Raw genomic sequence first — 23944 nt, forward strand, 5'->3', positions numbered from 1 at the left:
CAAGCGTTTACTTTGCTTATGTCCGATATGCCGCATTGATCCGGACATAATCATAGGTTAAATCGCAGCCCCATGCCGTTGCTTGTCCTTCACCATTATGTAGGTCTACACGAATGACGACCGTATCGCCTTTTAAATATTCCAAGGCAATCTCTTCATCAAATCTAACAGGACGAGATTGCTCTAACGTTAAAATATCTCCCAGACGGATGTCTACCGTCTCTGGATTAACCGGCTGGCCTGCCCGGCCTACCGCCGCGATAATACGGCCCCAGTTCGCGTCCGCGCCGAATACGGCGGACTTCACGAGCGACGATCCGATAACCGTCTTCGCAATCGCTTGGGCAGAATCGTCGCTGATCGCTCCGTTCACCTGCACCTCAACGAGCTTGGTTGCGCCTTCTCCGTCGCGTGCGATAGCTTTCGCCAGCACCTCGCACACATAACGAATCGCTGCCGCATATGCTGCCCAGCCCTCATGCTCAGGCGTTAGCTCCTTATTGCCTGCAAGTCCGCTCGCCATAGCCACGAGCATATCGTTCGTGCTGGTATCGCCGTCAACCGTTATCATATTGAACGTCAAATCAGTCGATTGGCGCAGCAACTGCTGAAGCGCGTCGCTGCCAATAGCCGCATCCGTCGTCACAAAGCCAAGCATCGTTGCCATATTCGGATGAATCATGCCCGAGCCTTTGGCCGCACCTGCCACGTAAACGCGTTTGCCGTCCAGCTCAAGCTCTACGCATACCATTTTCTGAACCAAATCGGTCGTCAGTATCGCTTGGCAAAAATCATCCGCGCCTGCGCGATCGCCACCCAGCTTAGCCGGAAGACCGTCAATGCCGCTGCGCACTTTGTCCATTTTGAGCAGCTCACCGATTACGCCGGTTGAAGCAACCGCAACATGATCCGCCGACACCCCGATAGATTCCGCGAATCGGGACCGCATCTCGTACGCATCCGCTTCGCCTTGCTTGCCTGTGCAAGCATTGGCATTTCCGCTGTTGACAAGCACAGCGCGCAGCACGCCGCCAGAGGCAATACTCTCACGAGTGACTTGCAGCGGAGCAGCTTGAAACGCATTCGTTGTATACACGCCGGCTGTCGAAGCCTGCACCTCGCAAACAATTGCGCCAAGATCATGGCGTGTCGTTTTCTTCAGACCGCAGTGCAGTCCGCCTGCCGTAAAGCCTTGAGGCGTTGTTATCGAGCCGTCCGTGACGACCGAGAACAAAGCTGTCGTATTATCCTGTCCCATCGTAAAATCGTTTCTCCTTCACCTGTATGAATATGGATATGAGATCAAAAGATATAATTTCGCTTTAAGGATATACGGGAACAAACTGCAAACCAAGCGTCTCGTCCCAGCCCATCATCAGGTTCAAGTTTTGGATCGCTTGACCCGCAGCGCCTTTAACCAAATTGTCGATTACCGAAACAATGGTTATACGTCCCGTACGCTCATCGACAGCAAAGCCGATATCGCAATAGTTGGAGCCCCATACTTCCTTCGTAGAAGGCCACTGGCCATCCGGGCGAATACGAACAAACTTACGGCCTTCATAGTAGTTGCGATACAGCTCGATGAAATCATTCGTGCTATGCTCACCTTGAACCGAAGCGTACATCGTAGACATAATGCCGCGTGTCATCGGCACGAGATGCGTCGTAAAGGTGGTCACAACAGGCTCATTAGCCGCATCGGATAACACCATTTCAATTTCCGGGATATGTTGATGCTTATTTAACTTATAAGCTCTTAAATTTTCATTCAGCTCGGAGTAGTGGGTGCCCAGCGATGCGCCGCGGCCCGCACCAGAAACACCGGATTTAGCATCAATAATAATAGTAGAAGGATCAATCCAGCCCGCTTTGACCGCAGGGATAAGCCCAAGCAGCGTGGCAGTCGGGTAGCAGCCCGGATTCGAAATAAAGGGAGCATCCTGAACCTGATCCCCGTATATTTCTGCCAGACCGAATACCGCTTGATTCAAGTATGCCTCATCTGCAGCAGGCTTTTTATACCACTGCTCGTATAGGCCGGGTGCTTTCAATCGGAAATCCCCGGACAAATCAATGATTTTCAAACCAGCCTCAAGTAATGAAGGAACCAGCTTAGCTGCCACTCCGGCAGGCGTAGCAAGAAAAACGACATCTGCTTTTGCTTTAATCGCTGCAGGCTCGACATCATCGAGCAGTTCCTCGCGAATGCCTGTTAAATGCGGATAGCCTTCCGTAATTGACGTCCCCGCGCTGGATGAAGAAATGACCGATGTAACCTCTGCGAGCGGATGCGATGCGAGCAATCGAATGAGCTCTACACCGCCGTAGCCGGTTGATCCGATAATCGCTATTTTCACCTTTGTGCTCATGTTAATCTCTCCCCGAAACGAAATGCTGCATTCGTAATATGAACGGTGCTGCAGCTGTATCTATTGCTCTTTCCGCATGCGGAAAGGTTGTCTTCTTCCTCAACTTATAATTGTACAACATTCGGCAGTTGATGGAAATACGCACATTACTTCGTATTATTATACATTCGAATTAATATTAATACAACGAACAATTATCGACTATTTAGGCAGTTTAACAGTTTTATTCGATTAAAAACAAGAACATTTGTTCTCATTTAACAATATCATACAACCATTAAAAATGATATACAATTGGCCAATTAGCTCTCCAACTTAAATCCCTGCCCCAGCACTTCAGCTGTATTGCTAATAATAACAAAAGCTCCCGGATCGATCGTTCGCACAATCTGTTTCAGCTTCGGCACTTCATTCTGCCCCACGACAACCATCAGGACCGTGCGCCCAGCTCCCGTGTAGCCCCCCTGTCCATCAAGCCGCGTCAGGCCCCGGTCCAAATCATTCAATATTGACGCAGAGACCTCCTCTGAACGTTCGCTAATAATAAAAGCCACTTTAGAGAGCTGCAATCCGCTTTGTACAAAATCAATCGTCTTGCTTGTCACGAACAACCCGATCAATGCGTAAAGCGCAACCTCTGGCGATATGATAAAGCCGGCTGCCACGATCACACATCCGTCAAAGCAAACGATGGCTAGACTTAGCGGAAGCCCTGTATAACGATGTAAAATTTGTGCAGCTAAATCCAAACCTCCGGTTGAAGCACCCCCTCGAAAAACAAGCCCAAGGCCTAGACCGACCCCAATGCCACCGTAAATTGCTGCAAGAAGGGGATTGTCGGTCGGAGATTTGAAGCCGTCCGTCAATAATACGAACAGCGGCAATATGACGGAGCCAAGCGCCGTTTTCGCCCCGAATCGTTTGCCCAGCAGCCATAAGCCTGCGATAAACAACGGTATATTGATTGCCCACTGCGTCAGCGCAGGCGTTATGCCTGCCACTCTCTGAACTAGAATAGACGCCCCCGAAACCCCGCCTGAAGCAATCCCATTTGGCACCATAAACATATTGAAGCTAATCGCCACAATAACCGAACCAATCAGCAGTTGGACAATGCTCCACGCCGACTGGGCTCTGGGACTTAAGCTGCGTCCTCCCTTTCTTCGTTTCATCGTGCTCTCTTTCATGCCTTTTATCTCCTCGCAAGCTGATTTTCGCAAAAAGAAGAGCTCCACACGCATATCGTGTCGGAACTCTTCCCCAAAGCTGTTTATTTAATCATGACGAATCTGATGACGCAAATACCCGTCAATAAAAGCATCGATATCGCCATCCATAACTGCGCCTACATTTCCCGTCTCCACCGAAGTACGGTGATCCTTCACCATGCTGTACGGGTGGAATACATAAGAACGAATTTGGCTGCCCCATGCAATCTCGGACTGCTCGCCGCGAATTTCAGCGAGATGCTTGATTTGCTCTTCTATTTTCCGTTCATACAGCTTGGAACGAAGCGTCTTCATCGCTCGCTCCCGGTTCTGAATTTGTGAACGTTCCTGTTGACAGGCTACCACAATCCCTGAAGGAATATGCGTGATCCGGATCGCCGATTCCGTCTTATTGACGTGCTGGCCGCCCGCACCGCTTGCACGGTACGTGTCCACCTTCAAATCCTCAGTACGAATCTCAATCTCGATGCTGTCATCGATTTCGGGAACGACATCGCAAGAAGCAAACGACGTATGACGACGGCCCGCGGAATCAAATGGAGAAATACGGACAAGCCTGTGTACGCCCTTCTCGGCCTTTAGATAACCATAAGCGTTAAAGCCTTTTACCAAAATCGTGACGCTTTTAATACCAGCCTCATCGCCAGGCAAGTAATCAAGAAGCTCTACCTTGAAGCCGCTCTTCTCTGCCCAGCGCGTATACATCCTGTAAAGCATGAGTCCCCAGTCCTGCGACTCCGTACCGCCTGCTCCAGGATGCAGCTCTAGAATCGCATTGAGCTTATCGTAAGGCTGATTGAGCAGCAGCTGAAGCTCAAAATCGCTCACTTTGCGCATAAGCTTCTGAGTGCCGTTTACAACGTCTGCGGCGAGTGACTCGTCGCTTTCCTCTTCGGCCAGCTCTAGCATCATCTGAAGGTCTTCCTGCTCGCTTTTTAGCCTATCGTAATGATCAACGACCGACTTCACCGCATTCATTTCGGAAATAACGCCTTGCGCCTTTTCATTATCATCCCAGAAATCCGGCATCGTCATTTTCTCTTCGAAATTGGCAATGATCTCCTGCTTAAGATCTAAGTCAAAGAGACCCCCTGAGTTCTTGGAGACGCTTGGCCATTTCACGCAGGTCTTGTTTAACCGTTATGTCTATCATAGCTTCCGCTTCACCTCAAAATGATTGTTCATTCTCTATTTTATGCCAGGCACTCAATGGCTGTTCCTTACTTGCCGTGACAAAGCTTATACTTCTTGCCGCTACCGCAAGGACAAACATCATTGCGGCCAACGCGTTCCTCACGTTTAGCCGGACGTTTCTCGATCGCTTCCCCGCCGCCGCTAGTCGTCGTCGTTTGGCCTTGAGCTACTTCTTGACGCTCAAGGTTGCTTTCCACGCGCGCCTTCATGATATATCTAGCGACTTCCTCTTGAATGCTCTCGACCATTTCCTTGAACATCTCGAAGCCTTCGAATTGATACTCGCGAAGCGGATCCGTACCGCCATATGCACGCAAATGGATACCTTGACGAAGCTGGTCCATCGCATCGATGTGATCCATCCATTTGCTGTCTACTGCACGCAGCACGACAACTTTCTCGAATTCACGCATCGTTTCAGGCCCAAGCTCTTCCTCGCGCTCATCGTAAGAAGCAACGACCTCTTCATAAATATAGTCGATAATCTCCTCTTTCTCTTTGCCCCAAATTTCTTCCTTGGACAAAGATCCTTCCTGAAGGAAGGTAGCGTGCGCGTAATCCACAATGGCCTGAAGATCCCACTCCTCCGGAATATCCTCTGAACAGTGTGCTTCAACAATGCGGTCGATAACAGGTTTGATCATATCCATTACTTCCTGGCGGATGTTCTCCGATCCAAGAATGTCACGGCGCTGCTTATAAATAACCTCACGTTGTTGGTTCATTACATCATCGTATTGCAAGACGACCTTCCGGATGTCGAAGTTATTGCCCTCAACACGCTTCTGAGCCGACTCAATTGCTCTCGAAATCATGCGGCTTTCAATCGGCTGATCCTCATCGAGTCCCAGCTTATCCATCATGCCCATAATATTTTCCGAACCGAAGCGGCGCATCAGTTCATCTTCAAGCGACAAGTAAAACTGCGAAGAACCCGGATCACCTTGACGTCCTGCACGACCGCGCAGCTGATTATCGATACGACGGCTTTCATGACGCTCAGTACCGATAATATGCAAGCCGCCAAGATCAGCAACGGATTCGCCCAGCAAAATATCCGTACCACGACCAGCCATGTTCGTTGCAATCGTAACAGAGCCGGCTTGTCCCGCGCGTGAAATGATTTCCGCTTCCTCTGCATGGAACTTCGCATTTAGCACCTTATGCGTCACGCCTCGGCGTTTCAGCATATCCGACAGCTTCTCAGAGTTCTCAATGGAAATCGTACCTACCAGTACCGGTTGGTTTTTGCTGTGGCGCTCGACGATCTCTTCTACAACCGCTTTGAATTTGCCATTCTCGGATTTATAGACAACGTCCGCAATATCTTTACGGATCATAGAACGGTTTGTAGGCACTTGAATAACATCAAGACCATATATACGCTTGAACTCTTCTTCCTCTGTTTTCGCCGTACCCGTCATACCTGCAAGCTTGCGATACATACGGAAATAGTTCTGGAAGGTAATCGTCGCAAGCGTCATGCTCTCGTTCTGAACCTTCAGCTGCTCTTTCGCTTCAATCGCTTGGTGCAAGCCATCGCTGTAACGGCGTCCAGACATTAGACGGCCCGTGAACTCATCGACAATGACAACCTCTTCTTCTTCCACGACATAATCAACATCGCGCTTCATAATAAAGTTAGCTTTCAGCGCTTGTTGAATGTGGTGGTTGAGCGTTACGTTCGCATGGTCGAATAGGTTCTCGATTTGGAAAGCCTTCTCTGTTTTCTCAACGCCTGATTCCGTCAGCATAACGCTGCGCAGCTTAATATCAATCGTGAAGTCCTCTTCAGGTTTCAAACGGCTAATAAAGCGGTCAGCGGCAAAATAAAGCTCTGTCGATTTCGCAGCTTGTCCCGAAATAATAAGCGGCGTCCGCGCTTCATCGACTAGAATGGAATCCACTTCATCGATAATGGCAAAATAAAGCGGGCGCTGAACCATTTGTTCCTTGTAAAGAACCATGTTGTCGCGCAAATAATCGAATCCAAATTCATTGTTCGTACCGTAAGTTATATCACAAGCATAAGCCTCTTGCTTCTCGTCATGCGACAAGCCGTGTAGGTTACAGCCGACTGTCATGCCTAGGAAGCCATACAACTCACCCATAAGCTCGCTGTCACGCTGAGCCAGGTAGTTATTGACCGTAATTACGTGAACGCCTTTGCCCAGCAAAGCATTCAAATAAACCGGGAGCGTCGCAACAAGCGTCTTACCTTCACCTGTTCTCATCTCCGCGATCTTGCCTTCGTGCAGAACCATACCGCCGAGCAGTTGCACATCAAAGTGACGCATGCCAAGCGTACGCTTGGAAGCCTCTCTCACCGTTGCAAAAGCCTCCGGCAAAATTTTGTCTAGCGTTTCGCCTTTTTCAATTCTCGCTCTGAATTCCTCAGTCTTCGCGCGCAGCGCTTCATCGGATAAAGACGTAAACTTCGACTCTATCGCATTTATTTCATCTACCGTCCGCTGGAGCCGTTTTACCTCGCGCTCGTTATGGTCACCAAATATCTTCTTCACTAATCCGAGCATGGAATTCCCCTTTCGTAATGACGCCTCTTTGCATTAAATTGTATCAGTTTGTCGACACCGCCGCAACGAGGATGCATCTAAAAGAAAAAGCCTTTCCCCATATTGGAGAAAAGGCCCTTTTATTTAAGTATAATGACGGTTAGCCTTGCTCAATTAATCCATATTTTCCGTCGCTGCGTTTGTAAACAACGCTAATCTCTTTGTTGTCTACATTCGAAAAAACGAAGAAATTATGCCCTACCATATTCATTTGCAAAATCGCTTCTTCCACATCCATAGGCTTGAGCGCAAAACGTTTGGTACGTACGAGTTCCAAATCGTCTTCTTCCTCCAGAACGCCCACTGCTGAGCCTTCCTCCTTGAATAAGGAGCGTACGCCGCTGCCTTGGCGGAACTTACGATTTACTTTCGTTTTATGTTTGCGTATTTGTCGTTCGAGTTTGTCCGCGACCAAATCAATGGATGCGTACATATCCTCGCTTTTCTCCTCGGCTCTTAGCATGACACCGGTGAGCGGAATGGTCACCTCAACTGCATGTCTACCTTTGGTGACGGATAATGTTGCGTTAATATCGGAGGTGATTGGTGCTTCAAAATATTTATCCAATCGGCTGAGTTTTTTTTCGACGTAGTCTCTCAATGCGTCTGTCACTTGAAAGTGTTGACCTCGAATGTTGTAGTTCATGGGGAACTCCTCCTTTACATGGGTTTATTATATCATATGTAAGTGCTCGAATCAAAATAGTTTTTGTTTTATTTAGAATTTTCAGATAATTAATGCTGTAGAACTAGTAGATTTAAAATCAACGCAGCTAAGCCTCGCGATACAGTACAGTCAATGAGCTTATCATGCACAAAAAAAAGCCCCGGTTTCCCGGAGCTTATGTTATTTACTTGTTTAATGATCCAAAATATAGGTTGGCTGGATCAGCCGAATGATTACAGTTTAACTACGTTTGCTGCTTGTGGACCACGAGCGCCTTCAACGATATCGAATTCGACGGATTGGCCTTCTTCAAGTGTTTTGAAACCTTCGGTTTGGATAGCGGAGAAATGAACAAATACGTCGCCGCCTTGCTCAGTCTCGATAAATCCATAACCTTTTTCTGCGTTAAACCATTTAACTTTACCTTGCATGTGCAAACATTCCCTTCATCTTCAAATACTGTGAGGCATCTCATTGTATAACCCACAATTTGACTATAACACCCACTTCACGGAATTGTCAAACAATTTATTGTAAGCGAATTCATTTGAGGGTTTACGGGAGATTTCGGTTGGCGATTCATGTCGAAAAAGATACATTCAACTCCCGTATTTATAGTAGGTTTGTCTTATGCAAAGATTGATCGATTATTCCGGAGGAATACCTTCATGACTTCCGAATCATTCGAATTGCTGCCAACGACTTTAATTTTGCGCTTTCTCACATCTAAGCTCTTTAATTGATCCGTTAGAATGACTCCAGTAAACGGAAGGCCTTCCGGCAGTAGAACTTCAAAGACGTAATCTTTTGCTTGGTTGGTGATAGGACACACAACTGCAAATCCGGTTAGATCATTAAATTCGGTTTCAGACATAGGTTATCCCGAAGAACCCTGCTTTCTCCATACCGTGATCCAGTAGCACCTACCTGCACCAAATGTTATTCAATCACGGGAGCAACAGAGTACTACCCTGGTGCCTTGATTACCTTTGATAAGTTGTTTCATATTATTCAAGCTGTAAACGACGCTGTTGATGAAGCAAGGCGTACCGAATACGCTAGATTTTACAAGATATCTGCCATTACCCAGTCGTATTCTCACCGATGGTGCTAAAGGACTGGATTCACTCTTCGCTCGTACCTGAACCAATTCCCTTGTCCGAATTCCAAAAACTTATTGGTAATTGGTAGAACACCTTTGCTCGAGTATCATTGCTAGTTGCGAAGAGGCTTAATTCCTTACCCTAGATGTTTAATATTTGTTGACACAAAAAAACCTGTCCACTAGAGACATGACGTCCTTAACGAAACAGGTCCATTTAATTATCTTTTTGCGTCAAAAAAAAGGCTTCCATCGCCATAAGAGCCAGAATCATATAAAGTTTTCGTTCGGCGCCCTTTAGTAATTTTATCTATTTCAATATTAATTTCAGCAAGCTTAACCGTCATTCTGCCGATAATAACGGTATCCATTTCTATTATTCTTTCCACTTGGGAACGAAAGGATGAAGTCTGCTCAGATACAGAAAGGACTTGGTTTAATTCAGTGAATATATGGTCCCGCTCCTCCATATATGCCTCCAAATCCTCAAACTCCCAGCTATCAATAGTAGCAATTAAGTTAGACGACAGTTGAATGAGTTGTTGTATACGTGTTTCCATTTGTTTGACCAGCCAATTGATTATGCTGTTTGGCGGCTTGCATCCAGGTTTCTTTTAATTCTACTAGATGGGCGAGCACTTCTTCGGCAGGTTCAGTCCTCTTCTTTGTATTCGATTCTATTAACTTCACATTGAAATAATCGTATAAGCGAAGCAAATTTTCTGCAACTGGAGATGATCTGTCAATAGTAATAATAAACTCATTTATTATATTCTGTGTTTTTATTAAAAAAGTATTGGCATCCGCGTACCTATTTTCTTTTATCGCTTCAATACCCTGGCGACAAAAACGTATTGCGCCATCATACAGCATTAGGAGTAGTTGAGCTGGAGTAGCTGTTTGAATTGTTGTTTCCAAGTACTTGTTACGCTGCTGTAATTGCATTCCATATCCTCCTATGAGCTAAACTGTTGGCTAAGCCAAGTGCTTTGGGAGTTCATTTTATTAATGTAAGATTCCATAACAGAAAATTGTTTATAATACCGAGTTTCAAGATCTTGCAATCTGACGGTGAGATTAGACATCTGTTTGCTTATCGCAATACTCTCTTTACCAATCAAATAGTTGCTCTCGAGGGATTCTTTACTACCCGCCTTATCAGCTATTTGTTGAAACAAACCAGACGCTTTCACATACAATCGAGTTGCAATACCGTCATTCGCTTCTGTCGTGCTATCCGTAGTAAATAATGCCATCACTTCTTCAGGATTGTTAGTTATTGCATTCTTGAGTTTTGTTTCATCAATGTAGAGTTTACCTAAATCTAAATAAGATCCACTGATACCCGAACTCTTAATATTCGTGTTTGAAATACCGATATCTGCCAAGCTATTTAATTGGCCTGTAGGAAGTCCACCTACAGCATCAGATAAAGAACGGCGTAAATTCGTCAAACCGCTGGTTAATAACTGGTCTTGAGCCAACATTCCGTTCCTTGCCTTGGCTTCCCACTTTTCAATTTCGTCATCGCTCATCTCATCGCGTTGAGAGCTAGTTAGCGGTTGATAGTTCCTTTCTCTCTTCTCGAGCAACTCTTTGTTAACTTCATCTATAAGTGAATTGTATTTATCAACAAAGTTTTTAATAACATCAACCGTTGCCTGTGTATCTTGAGCGACATTTACATTCACAACGGTGTCGCTCTTCTCTTTGGCGGTAAACGTTATGCCAGAAATCGTAAATGTATTCGACGAATATCTTGATTCGATTCCATTAAATTCAACTACAGCGTCGGTTCCTTTCGCGTAAGTGCCGATTCCCAAAACGGTATTCAAATCATTGGAAGCTCCATTATTAAGTTTGATCTCCGATGCGTCTCCTGTTGTAGTCGATGTAAAAAAAATTCGTTTCATCGTATTATCGAATGATGCTTTCACACCAGTTGCTRCCGATTCTTGATTAATGGCCTTTACTAAACCATCAATTGTTTCGTCTTGATCGATKATAATGTTTGCCGTACCTTTACTCCCCTCAATAGCAAGTGTTGCATCAGCAGTTAAACCTACTGCCGAGCTACCAGTTTTGCCAGTAAGCGCAGCGGAATTAATCGCCGGCGGTTTTGCCAAATCCTTTATCTTAATTGTATACTGGCCATCGTTCGTAACAGCCGATCCAACTGCAGATACAATTTGCTCATGTGTTGAACTAACCTTCTTTGTCAAATAACTGGACTGAAGCTTCATATCGAATGCTGCATTACGAAACTCCAGTATTTTGTTGTTTAGCGCCCGATAATCGTCGCGCTTCCACTCCAGTAATTGCTTTTTTTGCGACATATTATCCAGTGGAATTCGCTGTGCACTCATCAACTTCTTTACAATTTCATCTGTATCCATACCAGACGCAAGTCCGCTTAGACGCATTATCATCACTCCTTCATTTTAAATATCATTATCTTTTTTCATCGACAAGAATACCTGCCATCTCCCAAAGTTTCGCTACAAAATCCAATGTTTTTTCCGGCGGTATCTCACGGATAACCTCACCTGAATCTCTATCCATAACTTTTACAGCAATTAATTTTGTCTCCTCGTGGATAGAGAATTCAAGAGTGGTTGCCTTACCCTGCATGGCCTTGATCGCTCTTTCGATTGCTTTGACAATTTGCTCATCGCTTACAGTGTAGTGTTCACCCTGCAGTTCCGCTTTTTTTAGTTCGCCTGTATTCGTAATCGTCGAGACAGATCTAGATGAATTAGGCGAATTCAGCTCGACCTGCTGAGCAGCAAATTCTGTAGAATCGGTTGCTGAATTATTACGTTCGACATACCCACCCGCTCCTGTTGTAGAGGTATGAATATTCATTCCAAATCAATCCTCCAACAATAATATTCTACTTCTTATATCGGCGATTATTTTACAAATGATTAGCTAATATATTGAACGTAATAAAACCTTGTCAATTATTTAAGCTTTCTAATTGAGTCTTTGCTTTTTTATAGCCTAATACTGATGATATTTGATAATAATCAACAGCCTTTTCTATTTGACCCATCAGTTCATAAAGGACTCCTAAGTTGTAAGCTGGCAGAAAGCTACCAACTCCTAACACACTATCATAGTCATTCGTCTCTCCAATTTTCATGCACTCCAGATACATTTGCTCGATATTTGGGAAAATATAAGAGTACTTCTTTACATCACTGAATATGAGTTCCGTAAAAAAAAGCCCACAAACAAAATGAAAATCCGGAAATAGCGTAAAGCGTTCTCTTTCCATGTTGATAAGATCAACGCCTGCCTGGAAATTTTTTGTTGCTATATTTGTATACAAAAGATCAATGACCAGCGAATGACTATACCACTCCTTTGAATTTCCCCGGTTATAACTATCAATAAAATAAGTCTCTGCTTCTCCAAATGCTTTCATTAGTTTAAACTGTTTTCCCGTTTGATAAAGCATATAAGCATCGGAAGGATTCTTTTCTAATTCCCTTATCAGAAGGTTCAGGTTTCTTTCGGTTTTGTCATCCTCGATGTAACCATCATGAAAAATCTCAATTTCTACGTTAACTCGAGGCATATCCGATACGACTTGCTCATGTATGCTTCCCGTAAAACGTACTCCTCTTGGAATAAGTCTTGATAAAAAAGATTGTGACCTTTTAAGCTCTCCATCTTGAAAAAATTCATCAATCCGTTTTACCCGCCCAATCGATTTACCTTGGCTGATGAACTGCTTCAACTTCTTACCACAATCATTCATGATATATTCGTCCGCATCCAATATGAGATTCCAATCACCATTCGATTGCTCCAGAGCAAAATTTCTTGCGGAGGAAAAGTCGTTGACCCATCCATAGTCATAAACCATCGCTTGATATGAATATGCAATTTGCTTCGTAAGGTCAGACGAGCCAGTATCGACAATGACAATCTCATCCACTAGATGCCGCGCGCTCTGCAAACATCTTTCCAATTTTTTTTCTTCGTTCTTAACAATCATTACTAATGAGATCGTACTCAATTCCTCAACTCCTCATGCTCTTATGGTGACGTAATTCAATTTAGGGTATCCGAGAAGGTATTACATAAGCAAGAGACCCTAGATAATACCAAGACCTCTTACTTATGAGTTTATTTTTGAACAGTAATTGATGTAGTTACTTTTTGACTGCCATTGACTGCTGTGATCACGACCGGACCAACGGTGCCGCCGGAGGCAATTGTCACAAGACCATTAGCATCTACTGTTGCACGACTGTTGCTCGTCTTGTATGTTGTTCCGCTCGTACCTAATGTAACGTCCTTAGTCGTTCCATCCGACATCGTCCCCGTTACTGTCAATTGGATGCTTTCTCCGAGTCGAAGTGTAGCAACGGTTGGTGTTATGCTCAAGCTCGTTGCCGTAGGATTGGTTTCCTTCACCGTAATGCTGACGGTTGCCGTTTTCCCTCCATTAGTCGCTGTAACAACCACTGGGCCATTGGTAGCCGATACCGGGATTGTCACATTTCCTTGCGCATCCACTGTAGCGCGACTGTTGCTCGTCTTATAGCTGGTTCCGCTGGCGACCGCAGTAACATCCTTTGTCGTTCCATCTGCCATCGCCGCCGTTACTCCCAATTGCAAGCTGTCACCCCTCTGAATCGTTGCTACACTCGGTGTGACGCTTATGCTTATTACTGAGAGACTTGTGTCCTTCACCGTAATACTGACGGTAGCCGTTTTCCCTTCGTTGGTCGTCGTAACAACCACTGGGCCATTGGTAGCCGAAACTGGGATCGTCACGTTTCCTTGCTCATCCACTGTAGCGCGACTGTTGCTCGTCTTATAGCTGGTTCCGCTGACGACCGTAGTAACATCCTTTGTCGTTCCATCCGCCATCGCCGCCGTTACCGCCAATTGCAAGCTGTCACCCTTCTGAATCGTTGCGACACTCGGCGTAACGCTTATGCTGGTTACTGAGAGACTTGTGTCCTTCACCGTAATACTGACGGTGGCCATTTTCCCTTCGTTGGTCGCTGTAACAAGCACTGGGCCATAGGTAGCCGATACTGGGATCGTCACGTTTCCTTGCTCATCCACTGTTGCGCGGCTATTGCTCGTCTTATAGGTTGTTCCACTAGCGACCGCAGTAACATCCTTTGTCGTACCATCCATCAGCGTCGCTGTTACCTTCAATGCGACACTGTCGCCTTTCCCAATTGCCACGTTGTTAGGTTCCACTACTAGACTCTCTATTTTTGTCGTCGAGTCTTGTACAGTGATGCTGACGGATGCAACCTTGCCCTCATTATTCGCAGTAATGACTACCGGTCCATTCGTGGTTGTTGCCGGGATCGTTACGATTCCTTGATCGTCCACCGTCGCGCGGTTATTGCTCGTTTTGTAGGTTGTGCCGCTGGCGACCGCAGTAACGTCCTTTGTTGTTCCATCCGTCAGCGTTGCTGTTGTTTTTAAGGCAAAACTTTGACCTTTAGCAAGCACCGTAACATTAGGTTCTATGCTCAAACTCTCTACTTTTTTTGTCGATTCTTGTACCGTGATACTAACGGTTGCAACCTTACCTCCGTTATTTGCTGTAATGACTACTGGGCCGAGTGTGGTCGTCGCGGGAATCGTCACGTTCCCTAGCTCATCCACTGTTGCGCGGTTATTGCTTGTTTTGTAGCTCGTTCCGCTAGCCACCGCAGTAACGTCCTTTGCCATCCCATCCGACATCGATGCTGTTACTTTTAAAGATAAACTGTCGCCTCTTCCCATCACAGCGACGTTTGGTTCTACAATAATGCTATCCACATTCGACGTCTGATTCTGCACGGTAATACTCAACGTCGCGCTCTTCCCTTTATTGATAGCTGTAATGACAACTGGACCATAGGTGGAGGTCGAAGATATCCACACTTTTCCTTGTGAATCCACTGTCGCTCTTGCATTACTAACTTTATAGATTGTTCCAGTTGATGCTGCAGTTAGATCTTTCTGATTGCCGTCACCCATCAGAGCGTTTACCGTCATCTGTTGTGTCATTCCAGGAGCTAGAATTGCAGTTTCCGGATCAATGCTCATCTCCATTACTTGATTCGCAGGATCATTAATTACCGTAATGGCTGTTCGAGCTATGCCCCCGCTATTTTTCGCATAAATGTAAACCATTCCGCTAGTAGCATCTGCCGGTAACGTAATCAAACCATTATCGTCAACGGTTGCTCTATTGGTATTCGTAGAGGAATAGATCGTTCCACTTTCACCTAGTGTGACATCCCGCGTCGAACCGTTAGTCATATATGCCCTTACGCTCATTTGAACCGTCTGTMCAGCAACAACCTCCGCAGTAGCGGGGGACGCCAACAGACTTCTCACCGTAGGAGGAGGGGTTACAATGACCGTACTGGTTGCATTTAATCCGTTATTGCTAATCTTAATAATATACCTTCCTACTTGCGCATCAGCGGATGTCTGAATTAACCCATCAGGGCTCACGCTGACTGCCGTCTCATTCATGCTGACGTATTGCGTACCCGCGGAGCCTAAAGTCACATCCTTTGCCGTTCCGTCCGGCAATGTAACAATGACATTGAACTGCTTCGAATCTCCAGGAGCTAAACTGGTTTTCAGCGGATTGATCCTAAGATTGCCTTTAAACTCTTCTACAGGCTCTCCTGAAATCGTGATTACAGTTTGCCCACTTAACCCGCTGTTCAAAGCCTCGATATAGACAATGCCTGGACTAGCGTCCGGAGCAACCGTTATCAGGCCATTCTGATCCACTTCAATCTTGGAAGGATCAGAACTTGTATATTCCGTTTCCGCAGTTTGCAATGTAACATCCTGTGAGCTTGCATCAGTCATATGCAAAATAGCTTGAAGCTGCTTGCTCTGACCTGGCTCCAGCGTTAACTCCTTTGGCGTTAATAACACACTGAAAGGAACTGCCGGCGGTACAGTTATGACACCTCTAACCACAAAATGGAAAGAGCTAAAGTCTATCGTATTCTGATATAAGTTCATCACATTGCTGTCATAGATCTGCCTTGCATTCGACTTATTGTCATATAAAGTAATAGAGTTAAGCTTGTACACGCCTAGCTGGTCGTATTTGTCGATAGGGATTGATCCCACATACATACCGTTGCTGTCCTGACCCATATATACAGATAATGTCTGACCATTTGGTTTTTTGTAATRGACGGAGATTCTGTTAGTTCCAGACAAAGCATCACTGCTTCCTGCTGTCAGTTTAATAATAGCCTCATTCTTCGAGACCTGTTCTAATGAGATACCTAAATTATCTAATGTAGGAGCAATTAAATCTGGCGTGGTATTCATAACCTGAAAGCTCATTTCACTAAAATCTCTTTTCTCAGCCGAGCCGGAACTAGTTTCCGTGGAATCGTATACAACTTTGCTATTTCCGGCATTATCCTGCACCTGAATACTTGTTGTTTTCCATATGCCCAGTTCGTCATATTGATCGATCGATATTGATCCCACATACTTGCCTGCTGCTTGATTGAAATACAGCGTAGACGAACCGCCTCTTCCGCTTGGCTTCACATACGAGAGCCTCACATRGGAAACACCTGAGTAATCATCCGTTGCGCCTGCAGTGATCTGAATAGAATTCCCCGGCACCGCTTGTCTAGCGGATATACTAGCATCTTCTAGTTCAGGGGGGGTAATATCCTTAACCACTCCGCTTACCGAAATGGTGTAAGGACTAAAATCCATTTTGTTGCCATTGCCCGTATTAGAGTTGTCGACAACCGAATTTACATTTTCCTTCTTATCTCTAAGCGTCACCGAACTAAGAACATAGTCTCCCGCTTCTTCGTACCTGCCAATGCTTATTGTACCAATATATTTATTGGATACTGAATCAAATTGAAAAGAAACATTCTTAGCTGCACCGCTTGGCTTTCTGTAGCTAGCGTGGATAGTCCCAATCCCGGATAAATCGTCAAATGCTTCGGCGATTAATTGCACGGATTTATCGGGCGAGACTTTCTTATCAGTTAACATTAAGCTATGGAGTACCGGTGCCGTCGAATCGGGAGTAGGATCATCAATAATGACCTCTGTATCCGCAAATACAGCAATAGGTGAGCTAATTAATGCCAAAATTAGAAATAATGATAAACATTTCGCTATGACCTTGTTCCTTCGATTCATATAAGCCCCCTGTGACATTTAGTAAATGGATGAAAAAAAAGACCCTATACAGTATAGGGTCCTTTTGAAATTAAAACTTAACGAAGCAATTGAAGAACGCCTTGTGGCTGTTGGTTCGCTTGAGCCAGCATCGCTTGCGAAGCTTGCGTAAGGATGTTGTTCTTTGTGAAATCCATCATTTCTTTAGCCATATCTACGTCGCGTATACGAGATTCAGCAGCAGTCAGGTTTTCCGAAGCATTATTTAAGTTGCTAACTGTGTGCTCCAAACGGTTTTGTGTTGCACCCAGCAAAGAACGTCCTTTCGATACACTTTCAATTTCAGTATCGATTGTTGCGATCAATGCTGTTGCTGTTGCGGAATCTACTACATCAGCAGCAGCCAAAGCACCAACGTTAGTTTCAACATCAGTAAGATCAATACCCGCTGTAGCAAAGTCAACTGTCATAACTTGAGTCGTGTTAGCGCCTACTTGGAAAGTAACAGAACCAGCACCGTCACCTGCAGTAGCATCGAGCAGGTTTTGTTTATTAAATTGAGTCGTATCTTTAATACGAGTAATTTCTTTACCAAGCTCAGTAAGCTCTTGACCCATTGCATCGCGGTCAGCCGTTACGTTCGTATCATTTGAAGCCTGTACTGCAAGCTCACGCATACGTTGCAGGATCGAGTGAACCTCTTGCAATGCGCCTTCAGTTGTTTGAATCATTGAGATGCCATCTTGAGCATTTTTGGAAGCCATATCCAAACCGCGAATTTGACCACGCATTTTTTCGGAGATCGAAAGACCAGCAGCATCGTCGCCTGCACGGTTGATACGTAGACCCGAAGACAATTTTTCAATGTTCTTTCCTGCAGCCCCATTGTTTGCACCCAATTGACGATGAGTGTTTAGAGCAGCAAGATTGTGATTAATACGCATAAATATTTCCTCCTTGAAATTTCGGATTTCCGCATCCTTGCGGAAGCTAACGGTTGTAGTTCGGCTGTCCTACACCGCGCTAATATATATATCGGCAAAGCCATCAATTAATTTATAGCTTTTTTAAAATATATTATGTTTTTTTGAATAGAGCAGACATATTTTCTAGTGTCGTCACATTGTTTGCTGCTGCCCTATTTTCCATTTGAATCGTTTGATAGATCTCTTTTCTATAAATATCTACTTCCTTGGGTGCGCGGATACCTATTTTCACACTATCACCTTCAATACCCAGTATAACGACCTCGATATTCCCAGCAATTATTATTGATTCATTGCTTTTCCGAGACAAAACTAACATACCGTTCCCTCCTTATGCTCGAATGAGCGGGGTTCGCGAGCTGTATGAACTATCATGAAGGATAAGCTGCATCCCTATTTTTGCATTAATGTTCAGAACGACAGGCGCTAGTAAATTAAGCGTAGATTTAGCCGGATCTTCCGGTACAGTAATGATAGACCATATCTCAATATCCGCTTCCGTTTTAATTGACAGTTCATCCTTCATAGTTTCTGAAAGTTCCCATTCATATTCTGGATAGAAATAGAATGGGCTAGTAACAAGCAAGTTAACTTCTTGATTCTCGACTGACTTCATAAGCCTCATCGGTAAATCACCTTCTACATACTCAAAAGTAAAATAACGTAAGTTTTCAAAGCCCGGTATACCTTGCTCAAAGAAAATAGTACTCGGTTTATCAATCATTATTTCAACCTCCTTGAATATTGAGAAATTCAATAATAATAAAGTTGCAAATACGACATCCTTCGACATTCATTTAAGAGACAATCATATAATATCCCACCAAAATAGACATGTGAAGAAGTCAACAACACTATCATAACGTAATATAATCCTATACTTTTCTATAACAATATAAAAAAAAATCAAAATCTTAACACACTGTTTCATGCATGTTTTGAGAGGAATTCCAAAAATACTATTCTGGTTGTTAATAAATAACCATGGGATGGAATGAGGTTGATTTATGTAATGTCCAATAGTCTATTTCTAATAGTAAACGGCAATTACAAACGTCTCAGGAGGAATGTTTGTGTGGATAGATATACGACTATACGAAGTGATACTAAAGCGACGTTAGTTTTATCAAAAACAAAGACTATAGACCTTACTATGTTTAATGAACATAGGGTCGACCTATAGTTAGATTAAGATTTATGTTATTACACCAATAGTTCAATTTGTGGTGGTATAATTTCTACTTTCGGGTATTGACTCATAATAATATTGAGCTTACCTCGTTCATATTCATATATTGGTCGATTAACTTCAACATCCATTTGCACTTGACCTGGAATGGTTTTTATCGACAGTTCACTAGGTGTATAATGAAAATCAATGTTATCATATGAAGCCTCACCAGCGAAATCATATTCCGGAAAAGTTCGCTGCCACTCTCGAGCCATTGTAGCAATCGGATTACTCCCAAGATGAATTGCTGCCATTTGATCACCCTTCTCGATGATGCGGGCAATTCCTTGCAAAGCTAGATTAGACGCATTGGAATAGATTCGTTTCATCRTATCTAAATGATTTCCAACTGACAAAGCATCCCATACTCTATCTTGATTGATGTCAAGTTGACCAGGTGTCGTCGAATATTGTTGCTCAGTTCGTATTTGGCGCATGTTAATCGTTGCCCTAGGTTGTACTATATGTTGGCGTCCATTATCTGCATCGATAGACAATTGGGCGGTCAACTGACGAATTTGAATTTGCGGAATTTCCATTTAATTAAACCCCTAGCGTAAAAAGTCAACCAGACTTGGACGAATGAGCTGAGCCCCCACCGACAAGGAAGCTTGATAAACATTTTCTTCCGTTTTCAAATTCGTAATAACCATAGACATATCTGCGTCTTCTGTTTTGGATTGAACGGTCTTGAGGTTAACATTTATATCTTCCAAACGGTTCTCAACGATCTCAACCCGATTAATTCTTGCTCCAATTTCTGCTCGCTTCGTCAACATCGTGTTCATTCGTGTATCGAATTGTCCGATTAATCGCGAGACGCCCACTTGATCACCAGAGCCTAGCATATCATGTGCCCGTTGCAATAGCATAAACACATTGTCGCTTGATTCAATCTCCGCTTGTGTCRCATTCGTGGCAAGCTTCTCGCCGAAAACCTCGTTTCCTGTAAGATTTACAGCCATACTCATCCCGGAAGATAATTCATATTTAATATTACCGGTATCCGTAGCAACATGAAAAGCTTTCAGTTTGGGCGGATTAGACAACACATCCTCCGTCTCGTCCAACTGCATCATAGGATAAGGCTTATCTCCGGTCATTTGGCCGTTGAATACCTGCTTGCCGTTAAACGAACTATTTCCAATATCAATCATTTGATTGTAGAGTTGTGAAATTTCCGACTTAATCGTATCCAAGCTCGTCTGTTCATAAGTACCGTTAGCACCTTGAACCATCAGCTCACGTACACGCTGCATAATGTCACCGGCTTGGCCTATTGTTGTATCTGTATATTCTAATGATGACAACGCATTGCTTACATTTTCCGTATATTGATCATTTGCATCAAGCTCACTCCGATAACGGAGTGCAAAAGTAATACCGACAGGATCGTCTGATGGTTTGTTAATCTTCATACCCGTCGATAGCTGATTTTGCAGGTTGTTCATACGACCCATGTTGTTAGAAATATTACGAAGCAATTGTGTATTCATCATGGATTGCGTAACGCGGAAAGACATAATGTTCACCTCCAGTTATTTTATAAGCCTACGCGTCCCATTCCATTAATGACTTTATCCAATACCTCATCAATCATCGTCATATTTCTAGCAGCAGCATTATATGCGTGCTGAAATTTAATCATATTAGACATTTCCTCATCGAGAGAAACCCCACTTACGGATTGTCTCCGAGAGTCCACCTGGTCGACTATAATTTGCTGATTGGTTTGCATACGAGTAGCTTCAGCAGCTTGAACGCCAAGCTGACCGACAACGGATCGAAAGTAGGCATCGACCGTATTTTTGTTATCGCCAGTTCCTGCGTCAAAATCAAACCGAGTATCCCGCATTTGCGAGAAAAGGACGGCCAATGAGTTATTTCCGGTAATTACAGACTCAGAGCCATCTGAATTCGTGACCAAGCGCATAGATGTGGCAATCAGATTGGAGTTAGCAACAATCGACGGGTTAAGCGTAATATTACCTGCTGTCAAACCAGTCGTTCCACCGGTACTGTCCGTAAAAAAGGGCAACCCTGCATCTTGGCCTGCTAATGAGTAGCCAAGCTGATGCAATCCATTCAAGCCATTCACCTTAACGGTAGTATCTGCGGTAAGCGTACGATTAGCCCCCGTATATGTAACGTTATTCAATACCGTACCTTCCGGTAAAACAGAGCCTTTGGGCAACGTTACCTCGAACTCACCGTTTGCCATCGTTTGAACGAGCTTATCCAGCTCTCCGATATAACCATTAACATAATGATCTCTCGAATAAAGCGTTCCGTAAATAGCTCCGCTATTCAACTCGCCTGAAGCAATCGCTGTATCAATTGCGGCCATACTAAGATCTGTTTTTGCTGTCCCTTGAACAAGCTCAGTACCGCCCATAGTAATCCTGTACCCATTTGCTTGTTCTTCAACACGAATGTTTACTAGACCCGATAATTGATCGGTAAGCAAATCCCTCTGGTCACGCAAATCATTTGCGTTGTCCCCTAGTCCTTCAATACGTCTAATTTCGCCGTTAAGCTGTGCAATGCTCGTAGTAATCGAGTTAACTGTGCTAAGATTAATCTCTGCGTTTTCCGTCAAATCTGATTTCAGATCACCTAGTTGTTTGGCTGTGTAGTTGAACGAATCAACCAATGCCATCGTTTGTTCCATAACCACTTTGCGGCCATCCGCGTTCTCCGGGTTTTTGCTTAAATCCGACCATGAGTTCCAGAAGTTTGAGATGACCGTCCTTAGGCCGGTGTCACTCGGTTCATTTACGATTCCTTCTAGTTTAGATAATGTATCTAGTTGTACCGTAAAATTACCGTTCGATTTATTTTCGTTTCGAAATTGGTTGTCTAAAAATTTCTCTCTGACACGTGTAATCGAGGAAGCCTCTACACCCGTTCCAAGCTGACCGGCTGCAGTTGATTTGGAGAAGCCTACCGCATCTATCGGTCTTGAAGCCGTCATATTCACAACTTGACGCGAGTAGCCTACCGTATTGGCATTTGCAATGTTATGTCCCGTTGTATTTAAAGCCGATTGCGTCGTAAATAAGCTCCGCCTTGCCGTCTCTAAGCCATGAAAAGTCGATGCCATCGTCTATTGTCCTCTCTTCTTACGTTTTCATATTAAAGCGGCCATTACGATTGTAGGCCATACCTTGAACAGCACGATGGTAGGTCGCTTCTTCCTCAGTCGGTCCGAGCAGCAAATCCTGCGTGAAATGCAAATGCTCCAAATTCATTCTGACGAGCTGCTGATTGAATTCGTTTATGTCCTGAAGCTTCTTAAGAGTTGCCGATAGCTCCTGCCATATGGCTTGAAGCTGCTGCTTTTCATTCGCATGATAAACGGCTTGAATCAGCTTCTCCATTTTGAACGAGCGATGAGCAGTCAGCTTCTGATCCAGCATATATTTTCCGATCAAGAAGATCCGCTGCTGCTCAAGCTCCAAAATGCGCTGAAGACTCTTCTTCTCTTTGTTTGAAATATAGGACAGCGACTCCACATTGTCAGCTGTAATAGCCGCTGTCTTCGCATTTCCGTATTCTATCAGCTGCCGATGCTCGTCTAAGAGCTCTTGCAAAATCACAAGTATTTGCTGGATATACTCATTCATTTAGAGCACTACTCCTTTAGGTATGGAAGCAGCTTCTCAGCGATCTTGCCGGCTTCCACATGATATGTGCCCGATGCCACCGCGTTTTTGAGCTCTTCGATGTGCTTTGTTCTGTCCGCTCCGCTTGCCTTGCTTGTCGTCAGCAGCTCCTTGGCAGCTGCAGAGATTTGGACCTCGTCCTTCTGCTTTGCCTTTTCCGCTGCGCCTACCCGTGCATCTTTTTGCTTCTGATAGGGATTAACCGCACCAATTCGATTCGTCTCGTTTATTTTCATTTTATCCACCTCATTATCTACAGGAACTAAAAAAGCCGATTACCTTTACAAGTATTATCGGCTTCAGTCAAGTGAAATTTTATAGTCAAGGAAATATTAGAGAAAATTCATTTATCTTTGTATCTGTTTAATCCTTTGTATACGCCAGTCGGATTTAAAGCGCTTTTCAGTTCATCTTTCTTCGCTATATCCTGGAACATTTGCTTCTTATCCTTCTCAATTCGTTGGCGGCAGGTGTCGCAAAGATGATGGTCGCGAATAAGAGTGCCGCAGGATTCACAAGGGTAGGACATGTTAGGAGCATTCATTATGGAGATACGGCCTTCGCGAATGAATTTCGTAATTTGCTTGATCGATACGCCTGTAGCGTCTGCTACCTCTGTGATAATGGAGCCCTTATATTCACGCAAATAGTTTGCGCAAAGTTCGTACTCTTTATCAATATCACGCATGCACGTCGGGCATACGTCTCTAAAGTTTTTGGCAAAAAGCTTACCGCAGCGAGGACAATTATCCAAGTTCATCGCTCTGAGCC

Annotated in this window: 23 protein-coding genes and 1 pseudogene; 1 reads left to right on the forward strand and 23 read right to left on the reverse strand. The window is 44.3% G+C overall.

From position 1 onward, the window contains the following. Window positions 1-16: 16 nt before the first annotated feature. The 8 genes and pseudogenes from argJ to AC1DLI_RS06430 all read right to left on the reverse strand — a co-directional run. Window positions 17-1258: a bifunctional ornithine acetyltransferase/N-acetylglutamate synthase gene (gene argJ, locus AC1DLI_RS06395; protein WP_477600716.1), complete on the reverse strand. Its 1242-nt coding sequence runs from the start codon at window positions 1256-1258 to the stop codon at window positions 17-19. 64 nt (window positions 1259-1322) lie between these two features. Continuing rightward, window positions 1323-2372, reverse strand: a complete 1050-nt coding sequence (gene argC / locus AC1DLI_RS06400; RefSeq protein ID WP_477600718.1) for an N-acetyl-gamma-glutamyl-phosphate reductase — start codon at window positions 2370-2372, stop codon at window positions 1323-1325. A gap of 302 nt (window positions 2373-2674) precedes the next feature. After that, window positions 2675-3559, reverse strand: coding sequence for a YitT family protein (locus AC1DLI_RS06405; protein ID WP_477600720.1), 885 nt, complete (start codon window positions 3557-3559; stop codon window positions 2675-2677). An 87-nt stretch (window positions 3560-3646) separates the two neighbouring features. Next, window positions 3647-4754, reverse strand: a protein-coding gene (gene prfB, locus AC1DLI_RS06410) for a peptide chain release factor 2 (RefSeq protein ID WP_477600722.1) whose coding sequence is annotated in 2 segments (ribosomal slippage) — window positions 3647-4681 and window positions 4683-4754 — 1107 coding nt in all. Because the reading frame shifts where the segments join, the coding sequence is not laid out codon by codon here. A 67-nt stretch (window positions 4755-4821) separates the two neighbouring features. After that, the gene (gene secA, locus AC1DLI_RS06415) at window positions 4822-7329 is read right to left on the reverse strand and encodes a preprotein translocase subunit SecA (protein ID WP_477600724.1); all 2508 of its coding nucleotides are present in this window, start codon (window positions 7327-7329) and stop codon (window positions 4822-4824) included. Window positions 7330-7468: 139 nt separating this feature from the next. Continuing rightward, window positions 7469-8014 carry a ribosome hibernation-promoting factor, HPF/YfiA family gene (hpf, locus tag AC1DLI_RS06420; protein ID WP_477600726.1) on the reverse strand — a complete coding sequence of 182 codons (546 nt, stop codon included), beginning with the start codon at window positions 8012-8014 and terminating at the stop codon, window positions 7469-7471. A 254-nt stretch (window positions 8015-8268) separates the two neighbouring features. Next, window positions 8269-8466 carry a cold-shock protein gene (locus AC1DLI_RS06425; RefSeq protein ID WP_028608231.1) on the reverse strand — a complete coding sequence of 66 codons (198 nt, stop codon included), beginning with the start codon at window positions 8464-8466 and terminating at the stop codon, window positions 8269-8271. A 197-nt stretch (window positions 8467-8663) separates the two neighbouring features. Continuing rightward, window positions 8664-8909: pseudogene (locus AC1DLI_RS06430) on the reverse strand (type II toxin-antitoxin system PemK/MazF family toxin); the annotation flags it as partial. Between the two features lie 72 nt (window positions 8910-8981). Between AC1DLI_RS06430 and AC1DLI_RS06435 the strand changes: the two are divergent. Next, the gene (locus tag AC1DLI_RS06435) at window positions 8982-9149 is read left to right on the forward strand and encodes a transposase (RefSeq protein ID WP_477601177.1); all 168 of its coding nucleotides are present in this window, start codon (window positions 8982-8984) and stop codon (window positions 9147-9149) included. A 209-nt stretch (window positions 9150-9358) separates the two neighbouring features. On the opposite strand, the gene fliT is transcribed toward AC1DLI_RS06435, so the two are convergent. The 15 genes from fliT to AC1DLI_RS06510 all read right to left on the reverse strand — a co-directional run bounded on the left by fliT (window position 9359) and on the right by AC1DLI_RS06510 (window position 23933). Next, a complete protein-coding gene (gene fliT, locus AC1DLI_RS06440) occupies window positions 9359-9697 on the reverse strand; it encodes a flagellar protein FliT (RefSeq protein ID WP_477600728.1) in 339 nt (112 codons plus the stop codon). Then, entirely contained in the window at window positions 9657-10082 is a 426-nt protein-coding gene (fliS, locus tag AC1DLI_RS06445; protein ID WP_477600730.1) for a flagellar export chaperone FliS, read from the reverse strand. The genes fliT and fliS overlap by 41 nt, the downstream gene beginning before the upstream one ends. An 11-nt stretch (window positions 10083-10093) precedes the next feature. Beyond that, on the reverse strand, window positions 10094-11560 hold the full coding sequence (gene fliD / locus AC1DLI_RS06450; protein WP_477600732.1) for a flagellar filament capping protein FliD: 1467 nt from the start codon (window positions 11558-11560) through the stop codon (window positions 10094-10096). 28 nt (window positions 11561-11588) lie between these two features. Next, window positions 11589-12002, reverse strand: coding sequence for a flagellar protein FlaG (locus AC1DLI_RS06455; RefSeq protein WP_477600734.1), 414 nt, complete (start codon window positions 12000-12002; stop codon window positions 11589-11591). 94 nt (window positions 12003-12096) lie between these two features. Continuing rightward, window positions 12097-13164, reverse strand: coding sequence for a glycosyltransferase (locus AC1DLI_RS06460; protein ID WP_477600736.1), 1068 nt, complete (start codon window positions 13162-13164; stop codon window positions 12097-12099). Between the two features lie 110 nt (window positions 13165-13274). Then, window positions 13275-17312: an Ig-like domain-containing protein gene (locus tag AC1DLI_RS06465; protein WP_477600738.1), complete on the reverse strand. Its 4038-nt coding sequence runs from the start codon at window positions 17310-17312 to the stop codon at window positions 13275-13277. A 77-nt stretch (window positions 17313-17389) separates the two neighbouring features. Further along, window positions 17390-18235, reverse strand: coding sequence for a flagellin Hag (gene hag / locus AC1DLI_RS06470; RefSeq protein ID WP_477600740.1), 846 nt, complete (start codon window positions 18233-18235; stop codon window positions 17390-17392). Between the two features lie 133 nt (window positions 18236-18368). Further along, window positions 18369-18596, reverse strand: coding sequence for a carbon storage regulator CsrA (gene csrA, locus AC1DLI_RS06475; RefSeq protein WP_477600742.1), 228 nt, complete (start codon window positions 18594-18596; stop codon window positions 18369-18371). A 12-nt stretch (window positions 18597-18608) separates the two neighbouring features. After that, entirely contained in the window at window positions 18609-19001 is a 393-nt protein-coding gene (fliW, locus tag AC1DLI_RS06480; protein ID WP_477600744.1) for a flagellar assembly protein FliW, read from the reverse strand. Between the two features lie 479 nt (window positions 19002-19480). Beyond that, window positions 19481-20047, reverse strand: a complete 567-nt coding sequence (locus AC1DLI_RS06485; RefSeq protein WP_477600746.1) for a DUF6470 family protein — start codon at window positions 20045-20047, stop codon at window positions 19481-19483. 12 nt (window positions 20048-20059) lie between these two features. Next, window positions 20060-21031, reverse strand: a complete 972-nt coding sequence (gene flgL, locus AC1DLI_RS06490; RefSeq protein WP_477600748.1) for a flagellar hook-associated protein FlgL — start codon at window positions 21029-21031, stop codon at window positions 20060-20062. A 20-nt stretch (window positions 21032-21051) separates the two neighbouring features. Next, complete coding sequence (flgK, locus tag AC1DLI_RS06495; RefSeq protein ID WP_477600750.1) at window positions 21052-22611, reverse strand: flagellar hook-associated protein FlgK; 1560 nt, start codon at window positions 22609-22611, stop codon at window positions 21052-21054. A gap of 19 nt (window positions 22612-22630) precedes the next feature. After that, window positions 22631-23134: a flagellar protein FlgN gene (locus AC1DLI_RS06500; protein ID WP_477600752.1), complete on the reverse strand. Its 504-nt coding sequence runs from the start codon at window positions 23132-23134 to the stop codon at window positions 22631-22633. A gap of 8 nt (window positions 23135-23142) precedes the next feature. Beyond that, the gene (flgM, locus tag AC1DLI_RS06505; protein WP_477600754.1) at window positions 23143-23409 is read right to left on the reverse strand and encodes a flagellar biosynthesis anti-sigma factor FlgM; all 267 of its coding nucleotides are present in this window, start codon (window positions 23407-23409) and stop codon (window positions 23143-23145) included. Window positions 23410-23516: 107 nt separating this feature from the next. Further along, window positions 23517-23933, reverse strand: a complete 417-nt coding sequence (locus AC1DLI_RS06510) for a TIGR03826 family flagellar region protein (RefSeq protein ID WP_477600756.1) — start codon at window positions 23931-23933, stop codon at window positions 23517-23519. Window positions 23934-23944 lie beyond the last annotated feature (11 nt).

The organism is Paenibacillus sp. 01T443 (genome assembly GCF_056398325.1).

Excerpts from the sequence above, each read along its gene's own strand:
- AC1DLI_RS06455 (WP_477600734.1), bottom strand. The coding sequence starts at position 12,002 with ATGAATATTCATACCTCTACAACAGGAGCGGGTGGGTATGTCGAACGT.
- argJ (WP_477600716.1), bottom strand. The coding sequence starts at position 1,258 with ATGGGACAGGATAATACGACAGCTTTGTTCTCGGTCGTCACGGACGGC.
- flgK (WP_477600750.1), bottom strand. The coding sequence starts at position 22,611 with ATGGCATCGACTTTTCATGGCTTAGAGACGGCAAGGCGGAGCTTATTT.
- csrA (WP_477600742.1), bottom strand. The coding sequence starts at position 18,596 with ATGTTAGTTTTGTCTCGGAAAAGCAATGAATCAATAATAATTGCTGGG.
- AC1DLI_RS06510 (WP_477600756.1), bottom strand. The coding sequence starts at position 23,933 with ATGAACTTGGATAATTGTCCTCGCTGCGGTAAGCTTTTTGCCAAAAAC.
- fliS (WP_477600730.1), bottom strand. The coding sequence starts at position 10,082 with ATGCAATTACAGCAGCGTAACAAGTACTTGGAAACAACAATTCAAACA.
- AC1DLI_RS06405 (WP_477600720.1), bottom strand. The coding sequence starts at position 3,559 with ATGAAAGAGAGCACGATGAAACGAAGAAAGGGAGGACGCAGCTTAAGT.
- fliW (WP_477600744.1), bottom strand. The coding sequence starts at position 19,001 with ATGATTGATAAACCGAGTACTATTTTCTTTGAGCAAGGTATACCGGGC.
- fliT (WP_477600728.1), bottom strand. The coding sequence starts at position 9,697 with ATGGAAACACGTATACAACAACTCATTCAACTGTCGTCTAACTTAATT.
- AC1DLI_RS06425 (WP_028608231.1), bottom strand. The coding sequence starts at position 8,466 with ATGCAAGGTAAAGTTAAATGGTTTAACGCAGAAAAAGGTTATGGATTT.
- secA (WP_477600724.1), bottom strand. The coding sequence starts at position 7,329 with ATGCTCGGATTAGTGAAGAAGATATTTGGTGACCATAACGAGCGCGAG.
- AC1DLI_RS06500 (WP_477600752.1), bottom strand. The coding sequence starts at position 23,134 with ATGAATGAGTATATCCAGCAAATACTTGTGATTTTGCAAGAGCTCTTA.
- flgM (WP_477600754.1), bottom strand. The coding sequence starts at position 23,409 with ATGAAAATAAACGAGACGAATCGAATTGGTGCGGTTAATCCCTATCAG.
- hag (WP_477600740.1), bottom strand. The coding sequence starts at position 18,235 with ATGCGTATTAATCACAATCTTGCTGCTCTAAACACTCATCGTCAATTG.
- hpf (WP_477600726.1), bottom strand. The coding sequence starts at position 8,014 with ATGAACTACAACATTCGAGGTCAACACTTTCAAGTGACAGACGCATTG.
- argC (WP_477600718.1), bottom strand. The coding sequence starts at position 2,372 with ATGAGCACAAAGGTGAAAATAGCGATTATCGGATCAACCGGCTACGGC.